Raw genomic sequence first — 20,293 nt, 5'->3', positions numbered from 1 at the left:
CCTTTTATTATGGCAATTAAATATTCAAATGAATTTAAAGAGTCGATTGTTAGCTTAAGTCAGACTGGCCGTTCGGCCAACTCACTGGCTAAAGAATACAACGTCAGTGTTTCAACGGTTACTAAGTGGATTAAACAAGCTGATCCTAACAACACTAAAGTGCTATCATCAAATGAACGTGCTTTGATTAAAGAAAATAAACGGTTAAAAGAAGAACTTGATATTTTAAAACGAGCGGCGGTGCTCATGGCAAAAAGCTAATTATTAAGGGGCGTACCCTCGTGTTAGAAATCGTCAACGCTAATTTACGTGCTGGGCACCGCATTACTCGTATCTTATCAGTACTCAAAATCCCGCGCTCAACCTACTATGATTATCTACATTGGCAGCCAAGTAGAACTGAATGCCGACGGCATTTACTTAAGCAAAAAGTGTTAGCGGTTTGGTTAAGATATCCAATGTATGGCTATCCACGATTAACGATCTTACTAAATCAACAGTCTGATATTCACGTTAGTCAGCGTCTGGTCTATCAACAAATGTGTGAATTAGGGATTAGATCTAGAATGGTTAAACGAATCAATAAGCCAACCACTCAGACTGATTATGATCAGCGACCAAACTTGATTAAGCAGTTAACTGATCAATCTGGTGTTTTATTGACTGATATTACGTACATTCCCCTTAACCATACTTGGTGTTACCTAGCTAGTGTCTATAATCCAGTAACCCGACGGGTTATTGCTTACCAACTTAATACGCAGATGACTAAAGAACTAGCGACTAACGTTATTACCCAAGTCATGGCGCAAGCAGTTAAACCACAAATTATTCATAGTGATATGGGAAGCCAATACACAAGTGACTTATTTGAGAGCGTTTTATCGAAGTGTGGTATCAAGCATTCTTACTCCCGTAAGGGTCAACCCGGCGATAACGCGCGAATTGAAAGTTTTCATTCAATTTTGAAACGTGAATACGTTAATTTCCAAGATTTTAAGACAATTCATGAAGCAACCGCCGGAATTGATAACTATATTCGTTGGTATAACAGTGATCGTATTTCACTTGTAGCGTAGCTACAGACAATTGAATTTTTAATCAGCGCGCTCAAAACGTACGAATGTTGGGGGCTATTTAAAGCACCCTAAAGCGGTTTTAAAGGTTGATTTAGATTAAAATCTCTAACTCAGAAAATTAAATTAAGTAATTTAGATTGAAAGTCAAATTTGTTCGTACTTTTGTGTCCGGATTCTTGACATAGGAGCCACTGCCACATCAGAAATTATGGCTAGGCTAATTCTTAACAACAAAACAGCTCTTTCTTTCGTAGATTATTGTTTAAAAATTATGTTAATATAACTGAGAGAAAGGTTGTGACACTTTGAATAAAATCTTGAAGCTAGCTCTAAAAGATAAAGCGACTACTACTCTACAACAAGTAACTAGGGTAACTGTTATAACATCGGATTCTAACATAAGTGCTACCGCAAGTGATTTTTTAAGGATTGGTCGAGCGTTAACCTATAAATTCTATTATGGTGACGAGCAAGTGCTAACGGTCAATGCTGATGATGTTATTTCCGCAGATTATTCAGAAGAATAACCCTAGTAACACAAATTTATCTAAATTGGTTAGTACAGTGGACTATTTTAGCAATGTTATATCAATTGCAAGTTAAAAAAAGCGGTGTTATAATTAAGGTATAGAAAAAGGAGCTGTGCTCGAACACAGCTCCTACGCAGACCGCTAAAGACGGTTGACTTCAATAAGATATATATAGCCTATCCTAACTCTGATATACTCCCCTCAAAGTAGACACTTGAATTATAAAAAGTGTGTACCCAGAGAGGAGTATTTTTGTGAGTAAACGGATTTCATATTTAAAGAAACTCGAAGCAGTTCAAGCTGTACTAAATAATCAAGCATCAATCTCAGCCGTCAGCAAAGATTTTTCTGTAGCCAAATCATCACTACGTGACTGGATTAGAAAATACCAAAAATGGGGCGTTAACGGGATTCGTCCCTACAAGATAGTTAGAAATTATCCCCCACAAATTAAGCACGACGCAGTTATAGACGTAGTAAAAAACGGATTATTAATCAGCGAAGCAATACAAAAATATGATATTAGTGACCGATTAGTATTGAGAAAATGGATAAGGCTTTATAATGAACGAAAGCAATGGAAACCAAAAAGATTGGGGCTTTCGTCTATGAAAAGCGGTCGTAGTACGTCATTTACAGAACGAATTGAGATAGTTGAATATACTTTAAAAAAAGGTCGAGATTATCAAGCAGCAATTCAAAAGTATGGGGTATCTTATCAACAAATCTATAACTGGCTTAAAAAATATGAAAATTCAGGAGCCGAAGGCTTAAAAGATGGACGTGGTCATCACAAGAAAAAGCAAGAATTAACTGAATTAGAACGCTTGAAGCTAGAAAATGTACGTCTAAAAAATAGGAATCAGTATTTAGAAATGGAAGCAGATATCGCAAAAAAAGAAGTGGAGCTCAGACAAAGATTCGGTTATTTTCGTTAACCACAAATGACCTGGAATATACAACAGTATCTGAGCTCCACCAAGAAAAACGGTATTCAATAAAAGCACTATGTGCTTCACTAAAAGTTAGTCGGAGTGGCTATTACAAATGGTTAAAGGCTGGTCCGTCGGCTCCTATGTCAAGAATCCGGACACAAAAGTACGAACAAATTTGACTTTCAATCTAAATTACTTAATTTAATTTTCTGAGTTAGAGATTTTAATCTAAATCAACCTTTAAAACCGCTTTAGGGTGCTTTAAATAGCCCCCAACATTCGTACGTTTTGAGCGCGCTGATTAAAAATTCAATTGTCTGTAGCTACGCTACAAGTGAAATACGATCACTGTTATACCAACGAATATAGTTATCAATTCCGGCGGTTGCTTCATGAATTGTCTTAAAATCTTGGAAATTAACGTATTCACGTTTCAAAATTGAATGAAAACTTTCAATTCGCGCGTTATCGCCGGGTTGACCCTTACGGGAGTAAGAATGCTTGATACCATACTTCGATAAAACGCTCTCAAATAAGTCACTTGTGTATTGGCTTCCCATATCACTATGAATAATTTGTGGTTTAACTGCTTGCGCCATGACTTGGGTAATAACGTTAGTCGCTAGTTCTTTAGTCATCTGCGTATTAAGTTGGTAAGCAATAACCCGTCGGGTTACTGGATTATAGACACTAGCTAGGTAACACCAAGTATGGTTAAGGGGAATGTACGTAATATCAGTCAATAAAACACCAGATTGATCAGTTAACTGCTTAATCAAGTTTGGTCGCTGATCATAATCAGTCTGAGTGGTTGGCTTATTGATTCGTTTAACCATTCTAGATCTAATCCCTAATTCACACATTTGTTGATAGACCAGACGCTGACTAACGTGAATATCAGACTGTTGATTTAGTAAGATCGTTAATCGTGGATAGCCATACATTGGATATCTTAACCAAACCGCTAACACTTTTTGCTTAAGTAAATGCCGTCGGCATTCAGTTCTACTTGGCTGCCAATGTAGATAATCATAGTAGGTTGAGCGCGGGATTTTGAGTACTGATAAGATACGAGTAATGCGGTGCCCAGCACGTAAATTAGCGTTGACGATTTCTAACACGAGGGTACGCCCCTTAATAATTAGCTTTTTGCCATGAGCACCGCCGCTCGTTTTAAAATATCAAGTTCTTCTTTTAACCGTTTATTTTCTTTAATCAAAGCACGTTCATTTGATGATAGCACTTTAGTGTTGTTAGGATCAGCTTGTTTAATCCACTTAGTAACCGTTGAAACACTGACGTTGTATTCTTTAGCCAGTGAGTTGGCCGAACGGCCAGTCTGACTTAAGCTAACAATCGACTCTTTAAATTCATTTGAATATTTAATTGCCATAATAAAAGGCTCCTTTATGATGTATTATATCGAACATTTTGTCCGTAATTCCATCATAGGAGCCTTAGACAGATTGACAAAGTTAAAAATAGAAATGGATAATTACCGGCCACTTGATCAGCGTCAGTTAGAATCGTTAGAACAAGAGACGAAACTAGAACACGTCTTTAATTCGAATAAAATCGAAGGGAATACGTTATCTAGAAATGAAACCGAAGCAATTATGCGCGGCGTAACAGTGAATGAAAAATCATTAAAAGATACTTTAGAAGTTGTTGATCTAAGTGAAGCATATGACTATATGCAAGATCTTATTACGACTAAACAGGAATTGAACAAGACCGTAATTCGGGATATCAATAGAATTGTTACGTACAACACGAGTAAAGATCGTTCTGAAGCAGGTGCATTCAGAGCGATTAACGTTAGACCTAGTAGTGTGCCATTGGCGGATAATCCGTATGCAGATGCAGTTGATGTCCCATTTAAGGTTGATGAATTAATCGACTGGTCAAAAGAAAACGCGAACAAATTACATCCTGTTGAATATGCAGCTAAATTACATTATAAATTTGTTACGATTCACCCATTTGCCGACGGCAATGGCCGGACAGCAAGACTTCTAATGAATTTTGCATTGTCTGAGAATGGTTATCCGATAGTTAATCTAAAGGGTGACGAACAGCAACGTAATAGTTATATTGATGCCTTAGAAGCAGGTAATAAAGACGGTAATATGGATCCATTTGTTGATTATATTGCAGATAAAACCGAGGAAACATTAGTTCAAAGAAATGAAATACTTGCTAGAAATGAAAAAAATATTGCAGAAGCCAAAAAAGATACAAATTTGAAATTAAAATCTGCGATTAAAAGAAGTAATGAGTTTGAAAGATAAGTATTATTTTGTAGAGAGGTGATAAGCAGTGAATAATACAGCATTAGCACGGTTTATAACGTCGCTTGGGTCATTAAATGGGTATGGCAGTACCGTCTTACAGACAAAAAAAGCGCTAGATGAAGGTTCTACTAAACCTCTTCGACAAAATGTGGATGATATTGCTATTTTTCAAGATTCCTTAAAGGGAATTGAAGTTATTAAGAAGATTGGCTTTTCAACTGATGGCATTATTGCTGTTAATAAGGCCTTCAGTAGTGATTCCAATGAACAACCTAGTATGCCAGGACATTTAAGGAATGCTTATTATAATGATGATGATCGGATTGCGATTACAATTGATGAACATTCGCATGAGTCCTATTTTCCACCAGAAGTCATTACAAGGAGCAATCTTGATGAGATAGTTGATCGATATAATGATTAGCGTACTACCATCTAACTATGAACGTAAGATTGAATTGAGTAAGCCAATTGATCAGGATAATCAAGATGAAATCAAAACCGTGCGTTATAAACACGAACTAAATCAATCAAATAATTTGGAACGTTAAAAATTATATTATGTATCACGCGCTTCACATTAGAAAGAAATGGTTAGAAAATGAAAATTGATGATATTATTGCCAAAAAGAAAAGAGACCCTGAATGGGATTCTGGATACGATGCTACTAGGGATAGATTTGAACCTGTCCTGTCTCTTGGTTTTAATGATCTAGCTTTAGAAAGAATGATAGATCTATTTGAAGATAGTGGCGAAACAGGAAAAGAAAAGTTATTATAATCATGAAAGCTATACTTGATTTTGGTAACGTATTTGATAATCAGATTAAACTATGATTAACGGGGTGTATTATGAAAAAAAAGTGGTTAAAGTTAGGCTTACCAATTATATTTTTAGGGTTACTTGCTGGGTGCGGGAAACCCGGACACGGTATGGTAGCAACGATTACTGGAGTGCCACCAGAAGTGCAAAAAGTAAATGCTGTTTTAGAGAAAAAGGGACAAACTTTTATGGCCGCTGATGAAGGGCATGCGAAAATTGAAGAGCCACATACGATTAAAGTTGACCCTAACGATGGTTACGATACAGCACAATACGTTAAATTCAAGTACGTTGAGCCAATAAAAATTAATGGTAAAAAATACGGGATTTATAAAATTCAAGTTTCTGGAGAAGGAATCGCTAGTAGTGCGGCGGCGTTATCTACGGGAACCCAATATGCAGTTGTTTATAAACAAAATGATGAAGATAAACGACCAACATTATTTCTCCAAACATTTTACAAGAAATCTAATATCTATAATGCAAAAAAATCAATAGCAAAAACAATTAAAAATAATTACATGTTCCCAGGGTATATAAATTATATATTACAATAAAATGACGTAAAAAGAGCAATAGCTATTATAGCTATTGCTCTTTTTGTATATGAGGAGGAATTGATTTAATGGACTTTTTATTTACAAATAAGTTTTTAATGACTGTAGGGTCGTTTTGGTTTGGAAAAAATAATGCTGAAGAGTTTTTTAAGGCAACGTTGAAGTTTTTGAACAAAAATCAAGCTGTTTTGCATTACCAGGATATTTTAGGAGCGGCTTTTTCTTGGATGAAGTGGGCCATTATCAAAGGACTCTATAATTTAACAAATACCATCTTCGGCTTAGTTTCAAAAGCCTTTGATATGAAAGGTTTATTAAAAGATGCTGGACTATCCAATGTCAATGCCACTTTTATATCTGGGGGCCTGGCAGTTTCTTTGATTACACTCTCATTAGTATGGTTTGGTGTTAAAAAGATTGTGATGCCTGAGGCGGCGGCCAGTACTAAAAAGGTAATGACTAACTTAATTGTTAGCGTTGCGTTAATCACGGGGATTGGAACCTTTATTAATACAGGCCTAGATCTCTCACAAAGTGTATTTACCGCAGCGGTTAACCCGGATAAACAAAGCCTACCGATGACTGTTATCAAAAATAATACGGCTGATTTAACATTATTGATGGACTCAAACTTTAAAGGTAAAAATGGTCAACTAAATGGGACGAATAGCTTAACCGAAGATAATTTTAAACAAACTGATTTAACGACCAATATTAATTCTGATAAATTAAAGGAATATAGAAAAGATAATGATATTAAGGACTCAGATGAAGGAATTCCTGAACAAAATCCGGCTAATTATTTATCCTATAAACTTGATACTGATCAAAATGGTAAAGATGTCGCGTCAGATTTTACGAAATCTAAATGGTACAACTTCATGGAAAAAGCCTATAAACCAGGGTACGCTCGCTTTTCAACGAATACGGCAGTTATCATGATTTCATTAATTGCATTGGGTGTAGCGGCGCTCTTCATGATTTACACAATCCCGTCAGTCATCATTCAATTAGCGGTTGCTAGGATTGTTTCTGTTTTTGTTTTTGCGACCGATTTAGAAAATGGGCAAAAAACTAAGGAAGTCATGTTAGATATCTCTAAATCAATAATGGTCATTGCATGTACCGGAATTGAGTTTTTTGTCTATACGACAATTCTCACGTTCGCAGGCAATACAAATTTAAATCCTTGGATCTTCGCAATGGCAATTGTCGCAGGAACCGTTATGTTGCTGGTCGGCTCAAATGCCTTCCTAAAATATTTTGGTGTTGATACGGCCATTCACAATAATGGGAATGGCTTATTAAAAGCGGCCGCCTTTTCAATGACGGCTGGTAAAATGGCCAAAGGTGCTGGTAGTCACGCGGTTAACGCGGTCCAACAAGGTGGTAAGGGCTTAGGTAAGATGAAAGATAAAATTAGCAATGCTGCTGAAAAATATGCCGACGATCATGGGATTGAAACTAAACACCCAGTTTTCAAAGCCGCATCAGGTAAAATTGGTGAAGGTATGAATTCAACAGCCAAAGGTCTTGGCTACGTTGGTACTCGAAAAGCTGGATTAGCTGTGGACGCTGCACAATTAGCCGCTAAAGGTGTTTCAAATGGCGTAAATGCAGTAAAAGAAGGCGTTGGTAATGTCGCAGAAAAAACCGTTGAAGGTGCTAATAATGTTAAAGATAGTTATGTAGCTGGTGTAGGATCGGCAACACTTAAAAATATTGATAATGGTGCCCCAGAAACTGGTGCTTCTGAAACGTCCTCAGATGGTCATGGTGGCGTAGATTTAAATAGTAGCACTACAACACAATCTACTGGCTCTACTGGTGCAACGGATACAACAACGCCAGAACAAGTACCTAATTCCGCAAAGGAAATTAAAGATCCAAATTTAAGTAATGTAACTAATCCCAAAGAGTCATCGACTCCCAAAATTAATACTTCAAAACCAATTCAGAACGGACCATCAGGTTCTACTCAAAGTTCGTCACAAAATACTCAAGCTACTGGTGGGAATGGTAGTAGTAATGTTTCAACGACAAAAATGCCTCATAGTGCAGCTAGTCAACCTAGTTCAACGACGGGTACGTCAGGGAACAACGTGTCACAGTTGAATAACGATAAAGAAATTCCACAAGAGACAGTAGGGGCTGGGACAGGTACTTCTGCACCATCAACGAGAGAATCTGCACCCCAATTGAGTGAAAATAAAGGAACTGATCCACAAAATATCAATAACACAGGCAACAGTACTGTTCCAGAAATAAATAGTACCCCAATTACACAATCGGGTGCCAGTGATACGACTGCAACAATTCAAAATGTTGGGCAGGTTGAAAATCAATCAGAAGTAAGTAGCAGTGTTTCTCAATCAACAGTGCCAATTAATACGCAACAAATCAACAATGAAAATACTAGCACCCCGGTTTCAGAAAGCAATGAGGTTGATTCAAAACCCAACGTTTCAAATACACAACTAAAGCCAGCGGGTAAAGCGGCTGAAAAAATTGTTAAACCAAACACAAACAAAGTTACAAATAACTTTGGACTTCCTGAGACACCGGTAAACAGTCCGATTAGAAGTAAACCTAAAGCACCAAATTTGAATAAAAAAGAATAATTTGTAATGTTCGATTATGGATAAGGAGCAACGTTTAAATATGACGCATGAAATATATAGAACAGTAAAAGTTTTTGAGATTTATCCTGGGTGGTTTCTAAAGAAGCAAGATAGGTTTGAGCTTAGTTTGGAAAAACAGAATCCATATATTAGCGAAATTGATAGTGATGGCTGGTATTTCCAAAATAATCCAGATTCTTTTAAAGAAGTAAAAATGACAACTAATCTTTTAGATGCTCAGAATTTTGATGATGAAATGAAAGAAGTTGAAAAGAACTTACAAGATATTTTTAAAAATAGTAAATTTGTGACAATTCAAATACAACTTTATTGTAATTAAAATCAAGATACGAGATCTCAATTTCGTGATTCCTGTAAAACGCACGTCTTAAATTAATTAAGGTGATGGTCATAGTTAATAGCAACTCCTCAATAAGAAGATTTTAAATTTAAGGTAGATTGCAAATTTAATCCGAATTTTTCGACAAATTAGTCAGCATTACCTGGTAGGGTGTTTGCCAGTTGAGTATTTTAAGTGGTCTCTGGTTAATTTCGAGCAGCGTAGTGGTTAGTTCATGAGCACTGACGTGCTCAAAACAAGTTCCTTTTGGATAGAAATAACGTAAGTGTCGATTAAATCGTTCATTACTACCACGTTCAGCTGGACTATAAGCATGGCAATAATAAGTCTTAATCCCATATTGCGGTTCAAAAGAACCAAGACCGCTAAATTCAGTCCCACGATCAACGGTCAAACTGTGCACAGTTCCTTTAAAGGTTGCTAGAAAATTATCCAGTGCACCATTTACAGCAGCTACTGATCGTTCTTTTAGTGGGTAAGCCCATAGGAATCGTGATTTACGATCGACTAAAGTTAATAAGGCCGCCTTACTGCGTCCACGAGGACCAACAATTGTATCCATTTCAAAATCACCGATTCGGTTACGATGGTTAATGACTGGTGGTCGTTGTTCAATTGACGACCCCAGAGATTGGTTATATTTTGAACGTTGGTCGCTTTTACGCCGTTGGCGCAAACCATGTTCAGATAGCTCACTTAAGGGGAAGTCTATCTGTCCATGATTTAACCAATTATAGATAGATTTAGTCGCTAAATTAAATTCATGCGCAATAGATTCTGGTGGCCAGCTTAAACGTAGGTGGTTCAGGATTAATTGTTTCAAAGTGGCGGTCAACTTAGTTTTGCGGCCGCACTGAGCCCGTTTACGTTCTGTATCTGCTTGTGCCAGTTCAGCTTGATAAGGATGACAACGCGATAATTCGTATGAAATAGTCGCTGGTGAACGGTTTAACAGATTGGCCATTTCAATATTGGATAGTTCTAACTCACAGAAAGTTTCAATTTTAATTCGTTCAGAATAGGTTATACTAGACAAAAGATCAGCTCCTAAAAAATGGGTTTGTGGTAAACACCATTTTAAAGGAAGCTGATCTTTTTTGTCCGAACAGCGTTCGGATTAATTTTACAATCTACCTTAAGTATACACTACTAAAATCGGTAGCTTCAAATAGAGTGAAATAACCAATAGGATATAGTAAGGACTATTTTCTTTAGAAAATTATTATGGCAGTATTATCGAACACAAAAATGTTAAAAATAACCTTAAAAAAGGGACTAAATACTGCTTTCATAGCATTTAGTCCCTTTTTGATTCAAATTAATTATGGAGGAAACTTAATGGAAAAATATTACAACATGCACAACATTAGTACTGCAAAAGTTCAGATTAAAATGTTTGGTGCACTGTCACTAAAACTTATTCTAGTGACACTCGGTGCATTCGTTATTAGTATGCAAATTGCGACAGCGCTTAGATTGGGGATTGTCCCAACTATCTTATTTACAATTAGTAATATCATTTTTGCGATTTACCTAATCACTCGGAACAGCCGTTTCAACCCTAAGGAATCACGGCTTAAATTGCTGGTTTACGGCCTTACGCTAGACTGTAAGCATTATTACCCTCTAGAGCGTTTAAAACAGTATGATGCCACGTTAGAGGCCATTAGAAAAGGGGGCTTTAAATCATGAAAAAGAACGAAATTAGTGCGTCATCAAATCAACGAAAATCATTTTTGAGCCTGAATAATCATGGCGACGATTCTATTGTCAATTTATTGCCCTTTAAAAAGTGTTCTGAACAGGGCATTATTAGAAAAGCTAATATTGAATATCCACAAACACCAAGCAAAGATCTATATCAAGTGTTTCTCTCAATCAAATCAACTGACTTAGACTCACTTAATGAGGGAGAACTCGCTGAATGGGCAGATACCTATACCGCTATTAACCGTGTCTTTTCACACCCATTGAAGCTAGTATCGTTAAGCCGCCAGGCTAAAGCTACTGAGCCACTTCGATATTGGACGCAAGTCAACAAAGCAGCAACAAATGAACTTGCGGCGCGCAACGATATTGACCGAAATTTACAAATTAGAGAGACGTCGCTTGAAGTAATTGATCGTTTGAAATCCCTGGAACAAACTAATACGGATTTGAAATTTTACTTTCAGATTACTGCGAAATCAAAAGATGAATTATTTAAATTAGTGCGTATTATCAAGCAAGTAGGTGGGACTAAGTTTGGATTAGATATCCAAAACAAGGTTGAGGTAACGGCAATCTTAAAGCGTATGGCAAATATGAATGAAGAAGTAGTTTGATATACAGTTCCTTATGTAATTGGTTCTAAAGAAGGTCGGTATCAAGATACTAAAGTAAATTAAAAAAGAGAATTACAAATATACAACAAGAAGAGGTAAAATATATGGCCAAAAAAGAATTAAACCAAGCAAACCCACTACTAAAAGCTGGTCAGTGGCAGATTGAGGATCATACGCAAGGCCAAGATTGTAGTGAAGCATTATTATTCAAGATGAAAGATCGTGACCATGAATTTGCACTACCCTTATCTGTTGTTTTAAACTGTCTGTGGGTAGCTGAAAAAGAAGGTTACGTACCGCCATTGTCAGATAAATGGTGGATAGATGTTAAAAATGCCTATTAAATAGATGAGGTGATGAATTGGATACTTTTAAATTAACGACCGGAATTAGTCCAACCTACAAAATTACTAAAGTGAATTTTGAAGAAAAAACACTAAAAGAAGAACCTTATGTAAAGAAGCAGGTCAATAAAGTATCTTATTATGCGGTCTGTCCTGAATGTGATAACCCAATTCAGATTGTTGGTTTACAAAAAAATACAATTGAATCAGGTAGTAATCCGTACGGTAGACATAACAAAGGCGACGTTACCGATTTGGCGCTGTATTCTGAAATTGATTATTTAGAGTGTCCATTTTCTAATCCTAGTTGGACAAAAAAGCCAGGCAAACGTAGTTCTAAGAGTCCGTTAGCGAATAAAATGTTGCTCAATATGCGTAATTATTTTGACTGTGCAATCAAACTGTTGCAAGAAATGACCGGATTGAAAATCAGTCGTAACTTAGCGAAACAATTGTTAGAGAATTATTTGTTAGATGAAGGTTGGCTGTATCGCCAAGCCACGCTCAATAATATTCCTTGGATACTAGGTGAAAGTTCACCGGCAATTCCCTTGTTTGGACAGTATATTTATAAAAATAGTGCCTTATTTCATTCTATCCAGGATAAATGTGCGGATATCGTATTAGAACCAGCAGGATTTTCTGAAGACTTGGTTCAAATTAGAAATAAACCTGGTCAATTCATTAAATTAGAATTTATATTTTGTAATCATCAACAAAATATTAAAGGTGAAAGCATGCAAGAAATGATTGACTTTTGGGTGTTTAGAAAAGGTAATACTGAAAGTGATGGCACCATATTTAGAAAAACAATCCCAATAGAAGCCAATGATTTTATTGATTTAATTCAAGAGGTAGGATCTGAACATCGAGATGAAAAATTACTAGCTGTTGCCAAAGAATTAACAGAAAATTATATGTAAACTACTATTAATAAGCAAGTTGGCGGGACTAAATCTGGATTAGGCGTTCAGGACATTCAGCATAAGAGTGAGGTGGTTTGATACTTCAACCATATGATTCAAACAAGTATAGATATTTGGTACAATGTTAATAAGATACAGAATGACGTCAAAGAGGGTATTGTATGTCAAACTTAAACGATAAATATAAGATGAGTAAAGAACAGAATAGACGATATGCCCGCCAAAACTTCACTAATTTAGTGCACACTAACGCGCGGTTTGAAGGAATTAATACTACATTGCCGCAAACTCAAACGATTATTGATGGTTTAGGAGTGGACGGCGTTTCAATTAACGATATTAATACTATCGTTGATATAAAGAAGGGGTGGGAGTTGATAACAACTTCTAATGAACCCCTTGATTTAGCATTCATGCAAAAAATAAATTCTGTGGTTGCTGATAAAGATTCACTAGCACCTGGAGAATTTAGAACAGGGCAGGGAATGGTAATCATTGGTAGTGACGAAGAGTATGTGCCACCAATTGTTAATCTAGAACAAGAAAAAGAATATTTCACTAATTTAATGAATAAAGATACTTCAACTACCGAAAGAGCATTAAAATTGATGTATCATAACATGCGAAGCCAATTATTTTGGGACGGTAATAAGCGAACCGCAACACTTGCCGCTAACAAATTAATGATAGATAACGGTACTGGGTTGATTAACATTCCGCTAAATAAGTGGGGGCATTGGAACGAGTTAATTAGTGACTATTATCGAACCGATAATAGTGATAAGATACTCGATTGGACTTATAAAAATGGAATTCAAGGTATCGATATTGGTGATAATCAAGCTGGATATAAGTATTTAAAAGATCAATCATCTGAAAGACAGTAAACTAAAAAAGTATTGCGAAAGAATTAGCCGCAAAGTATCTATAGCGGATCTATTAGATAAGCGAATACGTTGCGAATTAATGAAAGACGTGTTATGGTTTATTTAGCGATAAAGTAAAGATGTTTAGCATATTGAACACAAAGAGCCAATCCTGACTGCGACGAAAGGATTGGCTCTTTTTTTGCGCTCTGCGATATAAGCGTGTGGGTTAGTGGCACCTCACTACTTACGGCCTCGACCATCTAACCAATGATCGAATAACGAGATTGCTATACCTGTAACTACAGGGGCGATAAGCAAAGTAAAGATGTTTTGAAACATATTGAACACCCCCTTTTGGGGCGAGGTGCCAACTACTATTGTAGCAGAATAGTGAATTTGAACATAGCCTAGTTCGCAGCGTTTATTTTGAAAGGAAAAGTAAATCATTTTTATCTGAAATGCAGTAAGCAAAAAGTGTTGCGCCTAAATCATTTGGTGCAACACTTTTTTTGCTTTTCCAAATTATATTTTGATATTCAAGAATGAAAAACTAAATAAGAAGTGAGGTTTTATAAATATGGGCGTTTTAGACGTTTTTAAGAAAGTAACAAAATTTGCAAAATTTGATGGCCAAGTTGATGTTGACACGCATAACAAATTTAGTCGAAAAGAATTAGTGAATTTAAAAAAGCTAGGGTATGACTTAGATTGGATTAAGGAAATTCAACCACAAGGGGGGATTAAGTTTGAGGAACGTTTCGCAGAGACCTCCGATGGCTATTTTCAGTGTGTTGAACTTACTGAATATTCCCCTAACCCCAATTTTTTGTGGTTAGGTAGTATCCTAGTTAGACCCTATTGTATCGGTACCGTTGATACACAATCAGATAGTAAATCAGAGCTGGTAAAAAATCTAGACCGCTCACTAGATGAATTGGCCGATCAACAAATAAATGCTAATCATCAAACGGATCAGTTTAAAGCGGCGCAAGATATTCAAGCTATTCTGGGCTACGTAAAGAATTTACAAAACGGCGGCGAGATTCCTAAAAAAATGCGTGTCCGAGTTTTTATCTACGCCCCAACACAAAAACTGCTAGAAGAACGTGTCACTGACTTTAGAAACGACTTAATGGCAAGCGGTTATAAGGGAACTGTTTTCTTGTTTGAACCGCGATTAGAATTTGATTCACTATTTATGTCACTTACCGAACAGAATAAGCTATTAAACAATCGTGAGCCATTCTCAATCAGTTCTTTAAATATTGGCGGCGGCATTCCTTTCCATCACCAAAGTTTGGTTGATCCTGATGGCTATCCCTTTGGAGAAACTCATACAGGTGGGTCATTTATTTTTGATCTATTCTTTAAAAACAAACAAAGGCTTTCATACAATGGTGCGATCCTTGGGACAATGGGCGCTGGTAAATCAAATACCTTAAAGATGATGCTTGAGGCCATGGTTGGTTCTGGCAATATGGTCCGGGGTATTGATATCGCGGGAGACTTTAAGCGACTCGTAAAAGAAAAGAATGGCGCTTATATTTCTCTTGATGGTTCTGATGGTATGATCAACCCGCTAGAAGTTTTGGGAACAATTATTAAGAAACAAAACAATGCTTTTGTTGTTGACCAGGCACAATCATTCATGCAGCATTTATCAAAAGTATCTGATCAGTTTAGATTTTTAAATCCAGATTTTGATAACGCCCAAATCCAAGAATTGCGTTTGTACCTGCGGAATTTCTATATTCAAATTGGACTTGTTCCTAAGGATTTTGATCGGGATCCAAACTTCAAAATTACCGACTTAGATAATGATACTTATCCGATCATGACAGATTTCTATAATTATTTACTTAAAGTCAAACTACCTGATAATGTGACACCGGTTAGAAAAAGAATTTTAGAACAGATAACAATCTCGATTAAAGATATCATTACAAACTATGGTAAAGTCTTTGATGGTCACTCAACAATTAAAAATCTATCCGATCAACAACTAGTTTACTTTAGTACCGGTGATTTAAAATCACAATCACAAGAGATTTTTCGTTGCCAAATTTATACAGCACTATCATTAACTTGGAATCACGCGTTACAAAATGGTATTAAAATGAAATATTATGAAGGTGATTCTAGCCGTAAATGTATCGTTTTTCTTGATGAATGCCATAATATCATCAACACAGATAATATCTTTGCGGTTAATTACATCACCCGATTTGAACGTGAAATGCGGAAGTTTTTAGCTGGCGTATGGTTCGCAACGCAGTCGCCGGAAGAAATGGTACCTGAAAATGCAAGCTCGAAAGAGGAAACTGCGATTAAATCTGTTTTCCAATATACGACGTATAAATTCTTAATGCGAACTGATTCAGCTACTATTCCGGCCGTTAAAAGACTATTAGGGGACGCGATAACGTCTTCTGAATATGAACTACTACCCCAATTAAAAGTCGGCCAGGCCGTCTGTAACTTCGGTGCTAATCAAACATACAATGTTCAATTTAAACCTTCTAAAGAGCAATTAGTTCGTTTTGAAGGGGGGCGTTGATCATATGGATCAGAACTCGCCAAACAAAAAAATGGAAGAGCTTATAAAAAAGCTGAAATTTTTGAAGTGGATTAAACGGTTAACTAAGGCAGGAGGCTGTTTGATCCCTTCGATTATTATCTTTGGATTAGTAATGTTAGTCATAATGTTGGGTGGAACCTCTTCATCTTATGATTATGATGAAGCTGGTAGTGGTGGTGATGTTGTTAGTGGCCCGGTTACGAATAAAGATCTACCTGCAAAAGTAAAAGGTTATCAAGATCTGGTGGTAAAAGAATGTAATGCGCAAGGGTGCCCTGATTTGGTACCTTACATTTTAGCAATTATGTCTGTTGAAACACGCGGTGAAGGTAGTGACGTGATGCAATCTTCAGAAAGTCAGGGACATGCTCCTGGCTTTTTTAGTCCCGAAGAAAGTATTCACTACGGCGTCATGGCGCTGCATAATTCTCAAAAAACTGCTAAATCGCTTGGAATTGATATGAGTGGTGTTTTATTAGGCTATAACTTTGGCTCGGGATATTTACAGTGGTTAGCTAAGCAAGGACTGACACATTCGACAACTAAAACCGCAGATGTTTATTCTAAAACAGTTGTTGCACCAGCACTCGGAAATTCTAGTGGAACAACGTATAGTTATCCAAATCCAGTCGCAATTCCTTACAATGGGGGTTATTTGTATTTAAACGGCGGTAATTTTTTCTATGATCTCTTAGTCGGACAATTCTTAAAAAAGGGCAACGGTGGCGGTACAGTCACAGGTAATAAAATTATTGATGAGGCTCAAAAATATCTTGGCATTCCATACGTCTGGGGTGGTCATGATCCCGCTACTGGATTAGATTGTTCCGGTTTAGTCGGATTAGTTCTTACTAAAGTAACTGGTAAACCATACCCCATGTTTACTGTCACGCTCGAATCTCAAGGTACACCAGTTTCGCTAAATGAATTACAACCCGGTGATATGTTATTCTGGGGCGCTAAAGGTGCCAGCCACCACGTTGCTTTTTATATGGGCGACGGTAAGGTCATTGAAGAACCACAACCAGGTGACGTGTGTCATATTAGAATCTATCACGATGGTAACGAACCAAACTTTGCAGTCCGTCCTAATCTTTAGTGATTATCATTTTAAATTCTATTATAATGGGGGTAAACATATGGAGATAAAATTGCTTATGGACTGGGGAGCTATTATAGTTTCAGTATTAACACTATTTGGTATTTTGTATGCGGCATCTAAAGATACAAAGAATTTAAGAAGAGATCACGTTGATTTAAATAAAGATTTACACCGTGATCACATTGATATTTTGGATGTAACAAAGAGCGTCAAAAGTGATACAGACAATCTCAATCATCATCAAGGTATTATCCAAAGTGAGTTAACGATTCTATTTAATGAACGTAAAGAGAAAAACGCCAGGTTAAATGGCCTAACATATGAACAAACTAAAGTTGATGCTGCCCTGTCAGAAATAGCGGCGTTTAATGAGATTATGCAACGGACACAGGACGATAACCAACAGCTACTCAATGATAAAAGAATTTTAGAGACTAAGGTGCATGAACTTAATCGAGAAAATAGTAAATTAAAAGTAGAGATAGCTAAATATCGTCAAAAAAATAACCAAAGATCTCATGACAATGGATTTGAAAGATAAATATTTATAAATAAAAGCAATAATTCTTTATAAGAGTTATTGCTTTTTTGATATCAAATGGAGGGTTTAACATGACCAATAATTCTAAGAATTCAAAAGCAAACACAATTTTAATCTTAATCTCAGTTGTAGCAATCGTAATAGCTGCCTTCAGTGGGGTAGGCTATACGCTTTCAAAAAGTGACTTTACAAATAAGATTGCTATTGAAAAACAGAGAGCTACAAAGCAAAAAAAAGAAAATAAAGTTGCACTACTTGCTAAGCAAGATCAAATTGATTCACTAAAAACTAAAATTAATGGCGCTGAAAACAATACAACGCAGTCTGCTGATCAAAATATTGATAAAGATTCTTCGACAGTAATTAATGAATTTATCAATGTTATCATCAGCAATCGTGGGGCAAAACAAATGCGAAGTGATTTAAAAGACCTCGCAACCTTAAACGTTATCCAACAGATTGCACCAGAAAATGTTAATGAAAAGTATGATAACCCAGGGCAACAAAGTAAAAAAACAATTGAGTCTACTAAAATTTACAAGAACACTGACCAAGATTCACATGAATATTATGTCGTCTATAACTATTCGATTGGTGAACAAAAATTAAAAACACGACTAGTTATTCAATTGGGTGTACAAAAAGATAAGACAGTTATCACGAAAGCACAATACGATATGCAGAACACGGCCAATGATGACTAAATCATGTGCCACGGAGGATATATAATGAGAAAAAATTTTCTAAAAACCGTTTTTGGTTTTATTTTTTTTGCGTTTTTATGTATTGCAATTCCCAAGGTCTTTACTAATAAGACTAGTCAGTATAAGACGACTAATAATTTAACATTAGGCAGTGTTATGACGGTTAAACAGATTGATAGGGAATACAATCCTAAAAATGGCGATATGAAATTGATCTATGCAATTCACGATATTGGTAATACTGATGATGCTAAAAAGGCGGATACAGTAGATACATTATCGCAATTAGGGACCAGCAATACCTTAGCATTATTAACACAATCTAATTTTAAAGTCACAATTAAAAGTATTGCTGGCTATAAATATAAAACAGAAATAACAAAGTACGGCGACGATCTAGTGATTGTTAAGGCGAAAAAAGTGCCTACTAATTTTAAAATCGCTAAGGTTTCAATCTCGGTTAATCAAGATGGTGATTCAGATGAAACACAAGAGGCTTCGCATTATGTTTTACAAAATGATTTTAAACAGCACACCATTGATTTTTCAAACCAGCAAAACAAGCAAGTTTATCTCAAAAATGAAATTGAAAATATCAACACTTATATTAAGCGTTCAAAAGTTGTCGAAAATAATTTAAATAAAGAGAAGCGTTCAAATTTATCAATGATCAAAAAAATTAAAGCACAGCTCCAATATGACACTGAAGATGAACGTCAGGATCATATGAAAAATATTGATTCATACAAGCAAAAAGTATTTGATTTAAATGGAGATATTAAAACAGTACAACAAAAACGCAAAGACTGGAAAGATAAAATTATTGATTTAACGGACGATTTGCCCCAAAAGTAGCTTCTCAAATAAAGAGCATAAGGAAACCTGCCGGCAAATCGCTTTAGCGATTGCGGAGTAGGCTGTGCCTACTGGGTTTCTAAGAGATTTAAGTGCCGGCAAAAATAGCTATCAAAATCCCTGTAGAGGGATATATCCCTCTACAGGGATTTCAGTGATACCAAGGGCTGAGATAATATCCCTAAGAAGGGATATCCCAGCAGAGGGATATCTTTTTTACCTATTTATTAGAAAGGAGCTTAGAAAATGAAATTAACAATTCGCAATATAGATTTAAAAACATCAAATTTAATTGATAAAAATATTTCAGAAATGAAAAAGCAAGGTATCAAAATTACAAAAGAAGAATATGTCACCAAACTAATTAATGAAGGCTTATACGCTGATTTTAATCAGTATAAAAAAGATATTTTTGATAAAACAATTAAAGAATTAACTGATAAGTTTAGTGAGTTCAATGAATCAAATAATGAATTAATTTCGATTTTGATTGGAGGTAGTCCAAATGAAAAGTAGAGTTAGTACCGTTAGTTCTACTGAACTACACATTAGATTGTCAGAACCTAACCGCTTATTTTTAGAAGAGTACATTGAAAAGTCGCACACTGTCAACAATATTTCAGAAGCAATCAGAGAGATTTTATATCAATTAGATGCTGGTACAAATAATGGCAAACTGAATGCCATTGGCAAAGATGTTTCAACGATTTTAGAATTAATTAAGTCCGATAAGACAGCTTCTGAAATTCAAGAGGCGCAAAACAATGTATCAGATAGAATTCAAAAACAAACAAGCCAACGTGCTGATAAAGTAGCTTCAAAACCAACTAATCAATGGGTTGAGTAACTA

The 20,293-nt window shown here is 36.0% G+C and carries 24 protein-coding genes and 1 pseudogene; 22 read left to right on the top strand and 3 right to left on the bottom strand.

Annotated features, from left to right (window positions below; genetic code table 11):
• The first annotated feature begins 9 nt into the window (after window positions 1–9).
• The 3 genes from ACPBEH_RS11600 (at window position 10) to ACPBEH_RS11590 (ending at window position 2,547) form a co-directional block, all read left to right on the top strand.
• A protein-coding gene (locus ACPBEH_RS11600) for an IS3 family transposase (RefSeq protein ID WP_424349193.1) occupies window positions 10–1,079 on the top strand; the annotation gives its coding sequence in 2 pieces (ribosomal slippage) (window positions 10–226 and window positions 226–1,079; 1,071 coding nt in all).
• Between the two features lie 305 nt (window positions 1,080–1,384).
• A complete protein-coding gene (locus ACPBEH_RS11595; RefSeq protein ID WP_424350086.1) occupies window positions 1,385–1,606 on the top strand; it encodes a hypothetical protein in 222 nt (73 codons plus the stop codon).
• A 257-nt stretch (window positions 1,607–1,863) separates the two neighbouring features.
• Entirely contained in the window at window positions 1,864–2,547 is a 684-nt protein-coding gene (locus ACPBEH_RS11590) for a transposase (RefSeq protein WP_424350085.1), read from the top strand.
• A 320-nt stretch (window positions 2,548–2,867) separates the two neighbouring features.
• On the opposite strand, the gene ACPBEH_RS11585 is transcribed toward ACPBEH_RS11590, so the two are convergent.
• Window positions 2,868–3,937 (bottom strand): IS3 family transposase gene (locus tag ACPBEH_RS11585; RefSeq protein ID WP_424350084.1). Its coding sequence is split into 2 segments (ribosomal slippage): window positions 2,868–3,721 and window positions 3,721–3,937, totalling 1,071 coding nucleotides; the frame shifts between segments, so codons are not numbered across the junction.
• Window positions 3,938–4,010: 73 nt separating this feature from the next.
• Between ACPBEH_RS11585 and ACPBEH_RS11580 the strand changes: the two genes are divergently transcribed.
• The 7 genes and pseudogenes from ACPBEH_RS11580 (at window position 4,011) to ACPBEH_RS11550 (ending at window position 9,179) form a co-directional block, all read left to right on the top strand.
• On the top strand, window positions 4,011–4,835 hold the full coding sequence (locus tag ACPBEH_RS11580) for a Fic family protein (protein WP_424350083.1): 825 nt from the start codon (window positions 4,011–4,013) through the stop codon (window positions 4,833–4,835).
• A gap of 28 nt (window positions 4,836–4,863) precedes the next feature.
• A pseudogene (locus ACPBEH_RS11575) lies at window positions 4,864–5,256 on the top strand (Fic family protein); the annotation flags it as partial.
• Window positions 5,255–5,389 carry a hypothetical protein gene (locus ACPBEH_RS11570; protein ID WP_424350082.1) on the top strand — a complete coding sequence of 45 codons (135 nt, stop codon included), beginning with the start codon at window positions 5,255–5,257 and terminating at the stop codon, window positions 5,387–5,389. The pseudogene ACPBEH_RS11575 and the gene ACPBEH_RS11570, both read left to right, overlap by 2 nt.
• Window positions 5,390–5,439: 50 nt before the next feature.
• On the top strand, window positions 5,440–5,619 hold the full coding sequence (locus ACPBEH_RS11565; RefSeq protein WP_424350081.1) for a hypothetical protein: 180 nt from the start codon (window positions 5,440–5,442) through the stop codon (window positions 5,617–5,619).
• 71 nt (window positions 5,620–5,690) lie between these two features.
• The gene (locus tag ACPBEH_RS11560) at window positions 5,691–6,218 is read left to right on the top strand and encodes a hypothetical protein (RefSeq protein WP_424350080.1); all 528 of its coding nucleotides are present in this window, start codon (window positions 5,691–5,693) and stop codon (window positions 6,216–6,218) included.
• A 68-nt stretch (window positions 6,219–6,286) separates the two neighbouring features.
• Window positions 6,287–8,839, top strand: coding sequence for a pLS20_p028 family conjugation system transmembrane protein (locus ACPBEH_RS11555; protein ID WP_424350079.1), 2,553 nt, complete (start codon window positions 6,287–6,289; stop codon window positions 8,837–8,839).
• 40 nt (window positions 8,840–8,879) lie between these two features.
• Window positions 8,880–9,179 (top strand): hypothetical protein, encoded by a 300-nt coding sequence (locus tag ACPBEH_RS11550; protein ID WP_424350078.1) that lies wholly within the window; start codon window positions 8,880–8,882, stop codon window positions 9,177–9,179.
• A 127-nt stretch (window positions 9,180–9,306) separates the two neighbouring features.
• On the opposite strand, the gene ACPBEH_RS11545 is transcribed toward ACPBEH_RS11550, so the two are convergent.
• Window positions 9,307–10,236 carry an IS30 family transposase gene (locus ACPBEH_RS11545; protein WP_424348670.1) on the bottom strand — a complete coding sequence of 310 codons (930 nt, stop codon included), beginning with the start codon at window positions 10,234–10,236 and terminating at the stop codon, window positions 9,307–9,309.
• Window positions 10,237–10,538: 302 nt separating this feature from the next.
• On the opposite strand from ACPBEH_RS11545, the gene ACPBEH_RS11540 reads away from it, so the two are divergent.
• The 5 genes from ACPBEH_RS11540 (at window position 10,539) to ACPBEH_RS11520 (ending at window position 13,681) form a co-directional block, all read left to right on the top strand.
• Window positions 10,539–10,892: a hypothetical protein gene (locus ACPBEH_RS11540; protein WP_035147800.1), complete on the top strand. Its 354-nt coding sequence runs from the start codon at window positions 10,539–10,541 to the stop codon at window positions 10,890–10,892.
• A complete protein-coding gene (locus ACPBEH_RS11535) occupies window positions 10,889–11,524 on the top strand; it encodes a hypothetical protein (protein WP_424350134.1) in 636 nt (211 codons plus the stop codon). The genes ACPBEH_RS11540 and ACPBEH_RS11535 overlap by 4 nt, the downstream gene beginning before the upstream one ends.
• 104 nt (window positions 11,525–11,628) lie before the next feature.
• Window positions 11,629–11,868, top strand: coding sequence for a hypothetical protein (locus ACPBEH_RS11530; RefSeq protein ID WP_424350133.1), 240 nt, complete (start codon window positions 11,629–11,631; stop codon window positions 11,866–11,868).
• Window positions 11,869–11,885: 17 nt separating this feature from the next.
• Window positions 11,886–12,791 (top strand): hypothetical protein, encoded by a 906-nt coding sequence (locus tag ACPBEH_RS11525; protein ID WP_424350132.1) that lies wholly within the window; start codon window positions 11,886–11,888, stop codon window positions 12,789–12,791.
• Between the two features lie 164 nt (window positions 12,792–12,955).
• On the top strand, window positions 12,956–13,681 hold the full coding sequence (locus tag ACPBEH_RS11520) for a Fic family protein (protein WP_424350131.1): 726 nt from the start codon (window positions 12,956–12,958) through the stop codon (window positions 13,679–13,681).
• A gap of 222 nt (window positions 13,682–13,903) precedes the next feature.
• On the opposite strand, the gene ACPBEH_RS11515 is transcribed toward ACPBEH_RS11520, so the two are convergent.
• The gene (locus ACPBEH_RS11515; protein WP_424350130.1) at window positions 13,904–14,002 is read right to left on the bottom strand and encodes a type I toxin-antitoxin system Fst family toxin; all 99 of its coding nucleotides are present in this window, start codon (window positions 14,000–14,002) and stop codon (window positions 13,904–13,906) included.
• A gap of 238 nt (window positions 14,003–14,240) precedes the next feature.
• Here ACPBEH_RS11515 and ACPBEH_RS11510 point away from each other — a divergent pair, with 238 nt between their 5' ends.
• The 7 genes from ACPBEH_RS11510 (at window position 14,241) to ACPBEH_RS11480 (ending at window position 20,290) form a co-directional block, all read left to right on the top strand.
• Complete coding sequence (locus ACPBEH_RS11510; protein WP_424350129.1) at window positions 14,241–16,220, top strand: VirB4 family type IV secretion system protein; 1,980 nt, start codon at window positions 14,241–14,243, stop codon at window positions 16,218–16,220.
• 133 nt (window positions 16,221–16,353) lie between these two features.
• A complete protein-coding gene (locus ACPBEH_RS11505) occupies window positions 16,354–17,340 on the top strand; it encodes a lysozyme family protein (RefSeq protein WP_424350128.1) in 987 nt (328 codons plus the stop codon).
• A gap of 40 nt (window positions 17,341–17,380) precedes the next feature.
• A complete protein-coding gene (locus tag ACPBEH_RS11500; protein WP_424350127.1) occupies window positions 17,381–17,884 on the top strand; it encodes a hypothetical protein in 504 nt (167 codons plus the stop codon).
• A gap of 71 nt (window positions 17,885–17,955) precedes the next feature.
• Complete coding sequence (locus ACPBEH_RS11495; protein ID WP_424350126.1) at window positions 17,956–18,588, top strand: hypothetical protein; 633 nt, start codon at window positions 17,956–17,958, stop codon at window positions 18,586–18,588.
• Between the two features lie 24 nt (window positions 18,589–18,612).
• Window positions 18,613–19,443, top strand: a complete 831-nt coding sequence (locus tag ACPBEH_RS11490) for a hypothetical protein (RefSeq protein ID WP_424350125.1) — start codon at window positions 18,613–18,615, stop codon at window positions 19,441–19,443.
• A 246-nt stretch (window positions 19,444–19,689) separates the two neighbouring features.
• Window positions 19,690–19,959, top strand: a complete 270-nt coding sequence (locus tag ACPBEH_RS11485; protein ID WP_424350124.1) for a hypothetical protein — start codon at window positions 19,690–19,692, stop codon at window positions 19,957–19,959.
• On the top strand, window positions 19,949–20,290 hold the full coding sequence (locus ACPBEH_RS11480; RefSeq protein ID WP_424350123.1) for a hypothetical protein: 342 nt from the start codon (window positions 19,949–19,951) through the stop codon (window positions 20,288–20,290). The genes ACPBEH_RS11485 and ACPBEH_RS11480 overlap by 11 nt, the downstream gene beginning before the upstream one ends.
• The last annotated feature ends 3 nt before the right edge of the window (window positions 20,291–20,293 follow it).

It is taken from the genome of Latilactobacillus parasakei (genome assembly GCF_049674265.1).
In the GTDB taxonomy this organism is placed as follows: domain Bacteria; phylum Bacillota; class Bacilli; order Lactobacillales; family Lactobacillaceae; genus Latilactobacillus; species Latilactobacillus sakei.
This window is presented reverse-complemented; position numbering and strand designations above follow the sequence as displayed.